Raw genomic sequence first — 13,452 nt, forward strand, 5'->3', positions numbered from 1 at the left:
TTTTGTGTTTTAGAAACTGACTTTCAATCCGAACCTGATCTGTCTTGGCGTTCCCCAGTTAGTCACTGTCTTTATCCTTTCATAGAAATTCTCTTTGTAAACTTCGCTTTGAATACTTCCTGTTGGTGTTTGCAGGTATCCGTTATCATAGGGACTTCCTGTTGCACCATAGACGCTGTTAACTAATTCGCTGTTAAGTACGTTCAAAGCGTAGATATAGAAATTCCAGGATGTTTTCCAAATGTTCACAGTCTTATCCAGTCTCATGTCGAGTCTTAGATTCCATCCGGTATACACTTCATTCTTTGTTGATACTGCATTGCCGTCATCGAGGAAAGCTCCCTTTGGAAGGTCCCTTGAAGTATATGGTCTTCCGCTATTAAAGCTAAATAGTGTGTTTAGACCCAGGTTTGAAAGAACTCCTCCCCAGAATCCTTTAGGTACGTCATCCGATCCAAATCTGTAATCAGCATTAATGATTCCGGTATGTCTTTGGTCATAATCGAGCGGGAATTCAAATACCGGAAGTTCACCTGTCTGGTTATTTGCGAGTGCGAACTTAGTATTTGGATCTGATCCTACACCTGATGCATAAAGAAGTGTATAAGCAATATCTACTGAGAGCCTGTTAGTTCTTCTCATACTTAGATAAAAATCGATACCTCTTGAAATACTAAAGTCGGAATTGTAGTAAAGAGCATAACCGGAAGGTACGGTTGCCGATCCGGCTATTCTTGTTATTCCGATCTGGTCGGTTGTTTCTCTATAATAAACCGTTGCGCCGAAATTTACTATGTCACCTACCTGCTGTTTAAAACCGACTTCATAAGATGTCAGTTTTTCAGGTTGCAGTGATGAGTTTTCAACAACGTTCTGTACTGAGTTTGAGAAGAATTTCTGGAATGCAAGTTTATTAATGTATAAGAAATCTAAAGGTGGCATTTGAACGAATTTGCCATAATTTGCTATAAATACTGTCTTATCGGTGATCGGGAATGAGAATCCAAGCCTTGGGCTGATATTAATGTCCGCAGAGCTTTGTTCATAGTCGTCTGAGCTTAGGAGCTGACCGTCTGCTCCTATAAGATCATAAGGATCCTTTATTACATCTGTATTAACGTCTAGGTAATCCATACGTAAGCCAACATTAACCAGGAAGTCACCGAAATCTATTTTATCTCTTAGGTAAGCAGCTCCAATGATTGGATGCTTTGAGTTAATATCTTCATCAGATACAATCTGGTTGCCGTATTGATCGCGAATGTCATATCCATATGAGTTTAGCAGTACGTTTCGTCCGAACCATAGATCTTCCGGCTTTACTGCAAGCTGTCCTGTATTCGGGTCTATCGGGTTGTTTGCTACACCGGCTGGATTTAAAAATACTTTCTTAAGTGTGTGGTATCTGTACTCACCGCCAAACTTAAGTTCATGCTTACCGGTCTTTTTGGTTAAGAGGTTTAACGAAGCATCTAGCTTTCCGCCAAGGTAATTAAGTTCCTTCTTGTCGTATTGATTGAATACTCGTCCATATTTCCTGAATACGTTTCCTGTCGATTCATCGTCACCAAGTACGTTACCCTGTACTGTCAAACCCGGGTTGCTTAAAGTGTCACCGTATGCAAACCAATCTGAGAGGAACCATGCATCACCGGTTTCGTCTATTGAATTGTAATAATTTCCCTGTAGTTCATAGAAGAAATTATCCGATATTTGGTGTGAGATCCTAGCGTAATACTGGTTATCCCTAATAAGCTGTAATGGATTCCTGCTTGAATTTTTCTTAAGATAACTTTGTACAAAATTTCTCTGGTGGTTATCGGTTACCAGTGCTCCCATCTTTAATGTGATGGGCGGACCGTTCTTTAATGAAAGAAGGTCGAATGTAAGTCTTCCGCTGTAGTTCCAGATTTGCTGGCTGTAGTTAGGAATGATACCGTCTTCGAATAACTGATCGGCTATCCAGCTTGGTCCCCTGACTTTAAGATACTGCCGCTCTACAGAAGTGTAAAAGTTTATTACCGATGCCAGGTTCTTTGAAGGAATTAACGGACCGCCAAAAGACACATTATAAAGATTGTATCCCTGTGCGGTGGTGTTATCCCAGCTTCCGTTAAATTCATCTGTTATTGCTTCGATCGATCCTGAATAACTGCTTGACCCGCTCCTCGTCGTAACGTTTATCTGTCCGCCGAGAGCATTTCCGTATTCAGCACCAAATCCACCGGTCAATACCGCGATCTCCTGCAAAAGGCTGTTGGGTACATAACCTGTTGAATTACCATTTACGGGGTTCGTCGTAGAAACACCGTCTATGATAACCTGGTTTTCGTTTGAACGCAGACCTCTGACATTGATGTTCTGACCTCTTTCATCGGTTACAACACCTGATGTCTGGGCTGCAATATTCTGGATACCTCTCGTTCCTCTATTCTCTATCTGTTCACCGGTTACGATCGAACCTGTCTGGGTGACGTCGAGGGCGCTTCGCTGGGCGATAATATCGCCTCCTTCAATGACTAAACCGCCTACTTCACCCATTCTGAAGTCGACATTCGCGACCTTATCAACAGAGACCTTTATATTTTGCACGATTATACTATCGTACCCAATATAATCGGCCTGAACGCTGTAAGTTCCGACATCTACGTTAATTATTCTATATTCGCCATTTTCGTTGGTCTGGGTAGCCTTATTGGTCCCGACTATCCTGACTATGGCGCCTTCCAAAGGTGTGTTATCATTGGCGTCAATTACAGTTCCTCCTATACTTCCCGTAGTTTGAGCATAAGAAGATGAATTGACAAATAGATAGGAAATTATTACAATAATAACTGACAAAAATCCTTTGGAGAGAATTTTTGGGTGTCTCATTTTTGTCTCTCCTATTTTAAGAGGCTGTAAGTTAGGCAAGATTTTTAAGTTTGGTCTAGTATTGAGGGCGCAATTTCTAGACTTTTAGATAACCAAATCTCTGCTTTTATCCTTACAGCCTTCTTTTTTTGGTAAAAAAAAGGTTTATAAGTTTAAAGTTTATTTTACTAAGATCATTTTCTTTATATCAGAGAACTCACTCGTTATTATCGAGTAAAAATATATTCCGCTTGCCAGATTTGAGCCATCAAATTCGACCCTCCTTAAGCCTTCGGATAAAAATTCATTATTAAACAGTGTCGCTATTTCCTTTCCGCTCATATCATACACTTTGAGCGTTACATTCGTAGCAACCGGGATACCAAAGCTTATTACAGTCTTTGGATTGAATGGATTCGGAAAATTTTGCTGAAGTTCAAACGACTTAGCCTTTTCGATCCAGTCTACGAATATATCCAGCGTGTATATATTATCTATTACCTGGGCTTCCTGGATATTTACCGGTCCGTTCGATCCGGGATTATTGCCGGGGGGAGGGGGCGTACTTCCACCGTCGAGATTACTAAATTTATCCCATGATATATCGCTCGGATAAGCCATTATCCTTATCCCGTCCAATTCGTTAAATGTTAAATTCGTTAAACTGTATGTACCATAAGTAGAGATCGCGCCTAAGTAAAGAACTTGAGGCGGATTCATGTTAAAATCCAGTATTTCTACATGCCCGCTGCGTACCGGCTGATTTGTCTGGGAACTGTAGATTGTTCCTTCCAGCAGTGGAATGTCAACCGACGAGTACGCTGTGGTCACGGATATTAGCGCAATTAATACGCCTAATGTGATATTTTGTTTTATTTTAGCCATTGCACCCTCCATGTGGCTTATTTAACTGTAAAGGATTTTGAATCTTTGTTATTGTAGATCTTTTTCAATTCGCTTGTCGTAAATGCCTTTTCCCAGTAGCTGTCGAACAGGTCTATCATCCTGTGAGCGAACTCTTCGTTCTTTATTATTATGTCAGAACGGTTATGACGGGGTACGTTTTTATCCTCTATGTTTATAAATACTATCTCACGGTCGAATATGGTCATGTTGGGAATTTCCATCGTCGAGATCTTTACGTTCTCACCGCCTTTTTCATATCCTTCACATAGTTCTATTAGGTCATCTAGTGTGACCTCGCTTTTAAAATTATTGTCGTTTCTTATGATCTTAAACTTAAGGCTTGCTTCGTAGATGGATTTTACGACTCCGCCTTTTTCAAAGAACTTTATTGCCATCTCATCCATTTCATCCGTGATCTGTCCTTCTAATCGTATCATAAAAAATATTTCCTTCTTTGCCTGCTTAAACAGCTCTATAAACTTTGTGTGTCGCTGTCTGTTAAAACCTCGTATTAACTCGATGTTTACACTGGTATCGGCATCTTTGTCATGATCCGATTTGAAAAGGGGCTGGAGATCCTTAAAGGTATCTTTGAGTTTAGATATTTTTTCCCTGTTTTCATTTTGAAAATCCTCCTCTATCTTATAGAGAATTATCTTCGGATCTATGATCTCGTACTTTAATATTGTGTTTGTCTCTATTTCGTTGCAGTAACCTTTTTGAGCAAACTTTTTTAATATGTCATATACTGCCGTTCTGTGTATCTTAGCTTTCTTTGCGATCTCTGTTGCACTAAGACAAGAACCCTTTAAAAGAACGAGAAATATTCGTGATTCGTATTCCTTAAAGCCAAGCTCCTGGAGTTTTTGTAAGATTTCCGATTCTTGCAATTTTGTCGTCCTTTGTCTTTATGACAATATTACTTCTATCTAAGATATTGTCAATACCAAAAATTATCATCGCTTAATTATTATTTTAACATTCCTACTTTTACTCTGAAGAACCGGAAATCTATCGCTCCATTCACTTCAAAAGCATCATTTTGCGCGTGACAATAAAGGCCCCTGACTTCATTTTTAGAAAATATATGCCTGATGCGAGGTTTTTGCCATTAAATTCTAATGTATAATTCCCGGCTTTTTGCACCCCATCGAATAATTTTGCAACTTCATTGCCAGCAATGTCATATACCGTTATCTCCAGCTTAAAATCAATTGGGAGACCGTAATTAATTCTTGTGGCCGGATTAAACGGGTTAGGATAGTTATCCGACAGATAAAATCCTGTCGGCGGAATTGAGATAATATTGCTGGCTTCACAGTAATCTTCATTATAAAAGTAATCAAAAACTCTTTGAGACTGGTCACTCAACTGTTTTAGTTTTGTTACGGCGTTAAAATTGTTTGATCCTTTGGCAACCATCTGTGACATATAAATTGTTAATGTATCCATTGGGTTCATGTTAAATCCAAAGGGACCGATTCCCATTACATATCTTTTATTAGCCGGAATACCCGGTGCAACCTGTCCGGTCAAATTACCGTTGCAGTTTAATACATTCCCAATAGAAGAATCTCCGTCAGTGCCTCTCTCTGACCAGCCTGTAAAAAGATCGGGGTCCCCCGGGTAGATTAACTTTACCGGCTGAAATGTTGTCGGATTAAGAAATGGAGTACTGTCATTTTTTAATCCGTTCATGAAGTTAACCGCTTCAATAAGGTTGGCTGGTTCCCTTTCACATGTGATCTGTCCGCTTCCTGTATTGTTCATCCTTATAAACGAAGTAAGTAATTTAGAATAATTCACATCATTGAGTTTGGCTTTAAGGATCCTTTGTCCGGAAGATGGAGGATTCAGTCCATACGAAATTATACCTCCAAAGCCATCATAGTTATCGGAATTATAAGAAATTCCAAGATTCATTAAAGTATCGCATCCTATAAAATCATCCGAAGCATCACCAAGATCGGTATCGGACATTAGGGCAATTCTCGTTTTTGTCCAGGGTGTATCATTTTTATTAATAATTGTAAACTTAAAATATTGCACGTCTCGCAGCTCCCAATATGTCCAAGCAGTGATAATCATTTCAGCGAAAACAGGCGAAGTCCCTCCGCCAAACCCTTCGCTTGCGGTATGACTCTCGATAAATCCGTCGGTGAGGTGTACAAAGACGGTTTGATAAGAGTGTTCTACACCGGGTATATCTATGCATGGTTCGTAACTACAGTTATTATTTCTGTCTGTGTAGGGCGCACCAAAAGGGATCATTTTTTCCCACTCGATCCAGTCTGTACTATTATTACAATTATCATTTTTAGTAATTTTATATATTCTGAATCGTTCATCGGTGAATGGAGTTGGTGTACCGTTTTCATGCTGAATATACCCCGGTCTGTATTCACCTGTCCATGAATTACTTGCCATTTTCAGGCTATTGTTGATATATGTTGCTATTGTAATTCCGGAAGTAAATAATGCATATTTCATACCCCCTTTAGGCCATTCTAGCCCGGGAAAATTATTCATAGTAATATCCTGATTAAAAATTCCCCGGTTTGATATAAGTGTGCTGATATTCAAACCATCTAGTTTCATCTGTTTTGATTCGAAGACTCCCTGATACTGTCCAAAAGCTGTATTCATCCCGGACAATGTTATAAAAATGCTGATGTATATTCCTATATTCTTCACTTTAGTAACATCAATTTTCTGGTTACAATAAATGCGCCCGACTTCATCTTCAAAAAATAAACCCCCGACGCAAGATTATTCCCGTTAAATTCTAATGTATAATTCCCGGCTTGTTGCATCCCATCGAATAATTTTGCAACCTCGTTGCCTACGGCATCATACACCGTTATCTCCAGCTTAAAATCAATTGGGAGACCGTAATTGATTCTTGTAGCCGGATTAAACGGGTTAGGATAATTGTCCGACAGATAAAATCCGGTTGGTAAGGGATTGGAATTAATCGGGTAATGGCTTATAACAGGGTTGTCATCATTGTAAAATACAGTGAAAAGATTTCTCACCAGATCACTGTTAGATTTTAATTTTTTTACCGCGTCGAAGTTATCATTACCTTTTGTTATAAGCTGTGTCATTATGATCTCCATAGTATCGAGCTTGTTAATTGTGAGATTTGGTCTGCCTGTTGAGATTATAAACCGCCTGTCGCCTGGGGGAGATACTGATACATCACCAGCATAACTTTCACAGTTGTTTACTTTTGCTAAAGAGTCGATCCCGTCTGTCCCTCTTTCGGACCATCCTGTAAAGGTTTCCGGATTTCCCGGGTACACGAATTTAGTTGGTTGTAATGTTGTGGGTACCAGGTACGATGAGCCGTCTTTCTTTAATCCTTTCATAAAGTCGTAAGCTTCCAAAGGTTGCTGTGGATCCTGTTCACATATGACACCTCCTGAGCCGGTGCCGGTAAAAAATACAAAACTGCTCATACCAAAATTCTCTGCATTATTGGATCGCTTATTTCTTACACTCCGTAAGATTCTCATACCAACTGCAGGTGGATTTAATCCATAAGATCCATAGAACATGCCACCATCATCATCATCCGAATTATAACAGTATCCCATCTGCCTTATTGTATCACAACCTATATAATCATCCTGCACATCTCCCAGATCTACATCACACACGAGGCTGAATATTGTGCTGTCCCACTTTACATCGTTCTTATTAATTATCTGCCACCGGAAAAATTGAGTATCTCTGAATAAGTTAGTACATTCATTATTAAATGCCCACGCCGTCAATCTTACCTCTGCGTTTATAGGACGTGTACCGCCGGATAGTCCCTCTGATTGAGAGTGGTTTTCCGGGAAGCCGTCCGTAAGACATACAAAGAGTGTCTGTCCTGCCCCCGCCACACCGGGCGTATCTATACATGCATCATACTGGTAATTCAGGTTTGCGTCTATATAGGGGGCACCGTATGGAATCATCGAACCCCAGTTTGCCCAGTCCGGGTTATTTATGCAGTTGTCACCGGTCGTTACCTTATATATTTTGAATGTGCTGTCGGAATAGGCTCTTAGTTTTTTAAGACCGGTCGGAAGTCTGATATAACCTGGTTGGTATTCACCGTTATACGAAGCGGTAGCAAGCCTTAAAGCTCCGTCTATATATGTGCCTATGCTTAGCCCGGTAGTAAAAACAGCGAATCTATTTGAGCCTTTTTTCCACATAAATCCGGGTGTGTTGTTAGTTCTAATGTCCTGGTTAAATGTACCCGAGTTCTGGATCCATGTGGAAATGTTATTATAATCGAACAGAGTTTGGGATTTGATAAAATAAAAGTCGCTCCCGGCTGTGATACTCTTTTGGGCATAGGTAGGGAATACTAAAAACAACATGTAAAACAGTAATAGAATATTTAATGTTTTATTTCTCATTCTTTTTTTTGAATCAGTTTACTTTAGTAACATCAATTTTCTGGTTACAATAAATGCACCCGACTTCATCTTCAAAAAATAAACCCCCGACGCAAGATTATTCCCGTTAAATTCTAATGTATAATTCCCGGCTTGTTGCATCCCATCGAATAATTTTGCAACCTCGTTGCCTACGGCATCATACACCGTTATCTCCAGCTTAAAATCAATTGGGAGACCGTAATTGATTCTTGTAGCCGGATTAAACGGGTTCGGGTAATTATCCGACAGGTAAAATCCGGAGGGAATACTGGGATTCACTACTGGCTCGATGCCCAGTGCTGGGTTATCGTCGATATACAAATAATCGAACAATTGCTTTGTCGCATCACTATATAAGAATAATTTTGTTACAGCATTAAGATTGTTCGCCCCCTTAGCTATTATTTGTGTCATTATGACATCCATCGTATCGCCCGGTTCCAAAGTCAGATTGTCCTTTCCTGTTGTTATGACAAATCTTTTGTCATCTCCGGGAGAAGGTACAAAAGCTCCGCTGTCTGACCCACAGTTATCCACCTTTCCGGTAAATTCTGTCCAGCCTGATCCCAGAGGATTTCCCGGATATGTAAATTTCGTTTGCTGGTATGTCAAAGGATTTACCCAGTGTGAACCGTCCTTTTTAAGACCATCCATATAATTATATGCGTCAAGCGGTTCTTGGGGGTCCTGTTCACATATGGGCCATCCCGCCGCACTGCTTACAAAATAACACATTGATGTGCATCCGTAGATCTCAGCGCCAAGAGACTTTTTGTTCTTTACGCTTCGTAGAAGTCGCATTCCAACTGCCGGCGGGTTTTGTCCATAGCTGGGAGGAGTTCCAATACCGTCAACGTTATCGGAATTATATGCATAAGCCATCTGGCGTACAGTATCACAACCGATATAATCATCAGTTCCGTCTCCAATATCCGGGTCGCATACAATACTAAACCGGGTTTTATTCCACGCCGTGTCGTTCTTATTAATTATCTGCCATCTGAGGTATTGGTCATTTGTTAGGACAGGAGCAACTTTACCGCCGAAACTCCATGCTGTCAGTCGCACTTCGGAATTCATTGGTTTTGTTCCTCCGGAGAATCCTGTTGACTGACTGTGATTTTCAGGAAATCCGTCTGTTAGACAAATAAAGATCGTCTGCCCCGCGCCGTGTATGCCCGGAGTGTCGATACAGGGATCGTATTGGAGATTTCCGTTGACATCTGTGTATGGTGCGCCGTAAGGAACCATCAACCCCCAGTTTGCCCAGTCCGGGTTTGTCTGACAGTTGTCCTCTTCACTGACCTTATATAGTTTAAATGTATTGTCTGTATATGGAGTGGGGACACCGTTTATATTTATTATGATGCCGGGTTGAAATTCGCTCTCCCAGGATGCGGTTGCTAATCGCAATCTACCGTTTATAAAAGCCCCGATGCTCATACCCGTCGTGAAAATAGCAAACCTGTGGGATCCTCTTGGGAACATGAATCCGGGCGTATTGTTTGTCCTGATGTCCTGGTTAAACGTACCCGTATTCTGGACCCATGTCGAGACCGCATTGTAATCGAGCATTATCTGCTCTCTAACAAATGATACGTCGTGCTGTGGAATTGATTTTTGTGAAAATACTGATGTGGAAAGAAAAAACAGCAGGGCGCCGATGATACTGATCCTGCGTTTCATGATAGGTTTCTCCGTTTCCTTAGCTCCAATATAAACTTATAATATTATGAGCTATTTGTCAAGTATCAACAGAGGGAGGTAAACAAAAAAGACGGCGGATGCCGGCTGTTATTAGTTAACAACGATATTGACCATCCGGTTTTTCACAACGATTATCTTGAGGATATTCTTACCGTAGATGTGCTTTTTTATTTTTTCGTTATCGAGAGCTGCCTGTTCCAGAGCCTTTTCGTCGGTGTCCGCATCCATTTCGAGCTTATCTCTTACCTTGCCATTTACAGAGAGAGCTATTACCACGCTGTCTGCTTTTGCAAGAGCTTCGTCATACTTTGGCCACGGCTGTGTGGAGATAGAATTTTCATTTCCCAGTCTCATCCATAGTTCCTCACATATATGCGGAGCGAAAGGAGCTAACAGCAACACGAAATTTTCTACAACCGACTTGTTTAGTGATTTCATCTTGTTCAGCTCATTAACGAATATCATCATCTGCGCGATAGATGTGTTAAATTTCATGTCACCGTCCTCTATATCAGTAGTAACTTTCTTTATAGTACGATGCAGTATCTTTAACTGCTTCTCGTCCGGCTCATCGTTTGTAATGCTTGCTTTTATATCGCCCGTATTCTCATCTACTATGAGTCTCCACACCCTGTTCAAAAACCTGTTTATCCCCGCAATGCCCTCCATGCTCCACGGTTTCGCTGTCTCCAGCGGTCCCATGAACATCTCGAACAGCCTCATCGAATCCGCGCCGTAGTCTCTCACTATATCATCCGGATTTAAAACGTTTCCGCGCGACTTGCTCATCTTTGCGCCGTCCTCGCCCAGCACCATCCCCTGGTTAAATAGCTTCTTGAACGGCTCCTCGTGCGTTACATAGCCCAGGTCATATAAAAACTTCTGCCAGAACCTCGAATACAATAAATGCCCTACCGCATGCTCAGAACCGCCGATGTACACGTCAACCGGCATCCAGTACTTCTCCCTGTCGATATCGACAAATTCCTTCTCGTCATTCGGGTCCAGGTATCTCAGGAAATACCAGCTCGATCCCGCTAACTGCGGCATTGTGTTGGTCTCCCTCCGCATCTTCTTGCCGTCTATCTCCACGTTCACCCAGTCCGGTATCGCCGCGAGAGGTGACTCGCCCGTTCCCGTCGGCTGATACGATTCCACGTCCGGCAGATCTAGAGGCAGATCGCTCTCTTTCAGCCCGTAATACTTTCCGTCTTCCGAATGCACCACCGGGAAAGGTTCCCCCCAGTATCTCTGCCGTGAGAACAGCCAGTCCCTCAACTTATAATTCACACTTCCTTTGCCCAGCCCGTTCTCTTCCAGCCATGATATTATCTTCTTCTTTGCCTCATCAGTTGGAAGCCCCGTCAAAAATCCCGAATTGATCGAATAACCTTCTCCCGTAAAACACACTTCCCCCTGGCGCTCCTTCTCCAGGTACTCTTCCAGCTCCTCCGCATTTCCTTCAGTAATATTCTTCACACCCCTGCCCGAAATTATCAGCTCGCCAACACCTTCCGCCTTTATCTTCTTGAAAGCGCTTTCCTTCAAATTCTCCGGCACCACCACCGGAACTATCTCGAGATTGAACTTCTTCGCAAACTCCATGTCTCTCTCATCATGCGCCGGAACGCTCATTATAGCTCCCGTTCCGTAGCTGATCAGTACATAATCCGAGATCAGCACTGGTATCTCCGCCCCGTTAGCCGGATTCACCGCAGTCGCTCCCGTAAATACTCCCGTCTTATCCTTTGAAAGCTCCGTCCTCTCTATATCCGATTTTTTTGAAGCGTCTTCTATGTACTTATCCACTTCCGTCTTATGCGCGCCGGTCGTTATCTTTTCCACAAGCGGATGCTCCGGAGCAAGCACCATATACGTAGCCCCGAATACCGTGTCCGGGCGTGTTGTGAATACCTCCACCTCCGCCGGCTCATTAAGATTCTCACTTTTAATTGTGAATCTTATCGTCGCGCCTTCGCTTCTTCCGATCCAGTTACGTTGTATCTCTTTTATATTCTCCGGCCAGTCTATTTTGTCGAGGTCGCGAAGCAGCCTGTCGGCATATTTTGTGATACGAAGTTTCCACTGTTTCATATACCTCTTTACAACCGTATAGCCTTTCTCAGTCTGCTCGGCAACTTCTTCATTGGCGAGTACCGTTCCCAGCTCCTGGCACCAGTTGACAGGTCCGTCCGCAAGATATGCAAGCCTCTGTGAATTTACATATTCGTATTTTTCATCTTCGCTAAGACCGTCCGGTATCTTAAGCTCCGATATCGGTTTTGCTTTGTTCTCTTTGGTATCGTAATATGAATTATACAGTTTTAAAAAAATCCATTGTGTCCACTTATAAAAATCCCTGTCAGAGGTATTTACCTGCCTGTCCCAGTCATACGCAAATCCAAGCGACTTAAGCTGTGCTTTAAATCTTGCGATACACTCTTCCGTCCTTATTCTCGGATGTATTCCCGTTTTTAGAGCGAACTGTTCCGTCGGGAGTCCGAATGCGTCCCACCCCATTGGGTGCATTACGTTAAACCCGTTCATCTTCTTATAGCGAGCGATAATGTCCGTCGCCGTATATCCCTCAGGGTGTCCTACGTGCAGTCCGTCACCGCTGGGATAGGGAAACATGTCAAGCGCGTAATATTTGGGCTTGTCTTTGTCCAGTTCATCGAAGGATGGGGTACGGAAAGTTTTGTTTTCGTCCCAGTACTTTTGCCACCTCTGCTCTATTTCAATATGATTATACCTCAATATATTTTCAGTTTAAATTATGATCTGTCTAAATGGATTAAAAAAGGAAAAATAAGTGAAATGAAATTTTATAGAAATAGCTTTTGGAGCTCCTTCAATTCCTCTTCTTCAGCCTTGGGTCCCATCAGGGTGCTAAGGTAGCCTTCGTATTTATCGGAATATTTTCTCTCTTCTGCGACTATCTCTGCAAAATCTTCATCCAGTCCGTGAAGCGGGTACAGCTTAATGTGGGCGTGATTTACTCCCATACCTTCCATTACCATTGCTGTTCTTTGGACACCGAGTACTTTATCTATTTTCTTTCCGAGTTCTTTTGCCTTCAATAAAAAATCAACATACACGTCATCGGGCATCTCAAATATATAAGAGTCATAATGTTCCTTCGGTATTAGTAGGGTCATGCCCCGCATACCGGGAAAAAGATCCAGTATGCCCAAGAATTTCTCGTCCTCATAAACCTTATAGGAAGGTACTTCTCCCGATACGATCTTACAAAAAATACAGTCTTCTTTTTTTGTCATGTTGATTTGCTTACATAATTTATTATAAAATAAGGATTTTTGAACTTTTTTTCAGTAGAAAAAAATTCCAACGGTTTTTTGTAAATAAATAGTATTAGAGCTATGGCATTGCAGTGTAGTTAGTTAGCTAAGTTTAGAGTTTTTACATAGTTCCGCGTTTTACCTCTTGACAAAGCTATTTTTTTTATTCAAATTCATGTCAAAGTAATTTTACTAATAAATAGAATTTGAAATAAGTAAAATTACTAATTTATCTCCCTACTCTCTCA

At 41.5% G+C, this 13,452-nt stretch carries 8 protein-coding genes; all 8 read right to left on the reverse strand.

Translation table 11 applies throughout. From position 1 onward, the window contains the following. Window positions 1-9: 9 nt before the first annotated feature. The 8 genes from H6614_01365 to H6614_01400 all read right to left on the reverse strand — a co-directional run bounded on the left by H6614_01365 (window position 10) and on the right by H6614_01400 (window position 13,183). Complete coding sequence (locus tag H6614_01365; GenBank protein MCB9242305.1) at window positions 10-2,874, reverse strand: TonB-dependent receptor; 2,865 nt, start codon at window positions 2,872-2,874, stop codon at window positions 10-12. Window positions 2,875-3,033: 159 nt separating this feature from the next. Beyond that, a complete protein-coding gene (locus tag H6614_01370; protein ID MCB9242306.1) occupies window positions 3,034-3,750 on the reverse strand; it encodes a T9SS type A sorting domain-containing protein in 717 nt (238 codons plus the stop codon). 5 nt (window positions 3,751-3,755) lie between these two features. Continuing rightward, complete coding sequence (locus tag H6614_01375) at window positions 3,756-4,649, reverse strand: TrmB family transcriptional regulator (GenBank protein MCB9242307.1); 894 nt, start codon at window positions 4,647-4,649, stop codon at window positions 3,756-3,758. Between the two features lie 133 nt (window positions 4,650-4,782). Beyond that, complete coding sequence (locus H6614_01380; protein MCB9242308.1) at window positions 4,783-6,405, reverse strand: T9SS type A sorting domain-containing protein; 1,623 nt, start codon at window positions 6,403-6,405, stop codon at window positions 4,783-4,785. A gap of 44 nt (window positions 6,406-6,449) precedes the next feature. Next, complete coding sequence (locus tag H6614_01385) at window positions 6,450-8,177, reverse strand: T9SS type A sorting domain-containing protein (GenBank protein MCB9242309.1); 1,728 nt, start codon at window positions 8,175-8,177, stop codon at window positions 6,450-6,452. Window positions 8,178-8,195: 18 nt separating this feature from the next. Beyond that, window positions 8,196-9,884, reverse strand: a complete 1,689-nt coding sequence (locus H6614_01390) for a T9SS type A sorting domain-containing protein (GenBank protein ID MCB9242310.1) — start codon at window positions 9,882-9,884, stop codon at window positions 8,196-8,198. A 111-nt stretch (window positions 9,885-9,995) separates the two neighbouring features. Continuing rightward, a complete protein-coding gene (locus H6614_01395; GenBank protein ID MCB9242311.1) occupies window positions 9,996-12,662 on the reverse strand; it encodes a leucine--tRNA ligase in 2,667 nt (888 codons plus the stop codon). Window positions 12,663-12,730: 68 nt separating this feature from the next. Further along, window positions 12,731-13,183, reverse strand: coding sequence for an HIT family protein (locus tag H6614_01400; GenBank protein MCB9242312.1), 453 nt, complete (start codon window positions 13,181-13,183; stop codon window positions 12,731-12,733). Window positions 13,184-13,452 lie beyond the last annotated feature (269 nt).

The sequence above is a fragment of the Ignavibacteriales bacterium genome (genome assembly GCA_020635255.1).
Classification (GTDB): domain Bacteria; phylum Bacteroidota; class Ignavibacteria; order Tepidaquicellales; family Tepidaquicellaceae; genus JAEYVS01.

What these genes read in the sequence shown, in the direction of transcription:
- H6614_01365 (MCB9242305.1), bottom strand. Translation starts at nt 2,874, where the DNA reads ATGAGACACCCAAAAATTCTCTCCAAAGGATTTTTGTCAGTTATTATT.
- H6614_01370 (MCB9242306.1), bottom strand. Translation starts at nt 3,750, where the DNA reads ATGGAGGGTGCAATGGCTAAAATAAAACAAAATATCACATTAGGCGTA.
- H6614_01380 (MCB9242308.1), bottom strand. Translation starts at nt 6,405, where the DNA reads ATGAATACAGCTTTTGGACAGTATCAGGGAGTCTTCGAATCAAAACAG.
- H6614_01385 (MCB9242309.1), bottom strand. Translation starts at nt 8,177, where the DNA reads ATGAGAAATAAAACATTAAATATTCTATTACTGTTTTACATGTTGTTT.
- H6614_01390 (MCB9242310.1), bottom strand. Translation starts at nt 9,884, where the DNA reads ATGAAACGCAGGATCAGTATCATCGGCGCCCTGCTGTTTTTTCTTTCC.
- H6614_01400 (MCB9242312.1), bottom strand. Translation starts at nt 13,183, where the DNA reads ATGACAAAAAAAGAAGACTGTATTTTTTGTAAGATCGTATCGGGAGAA.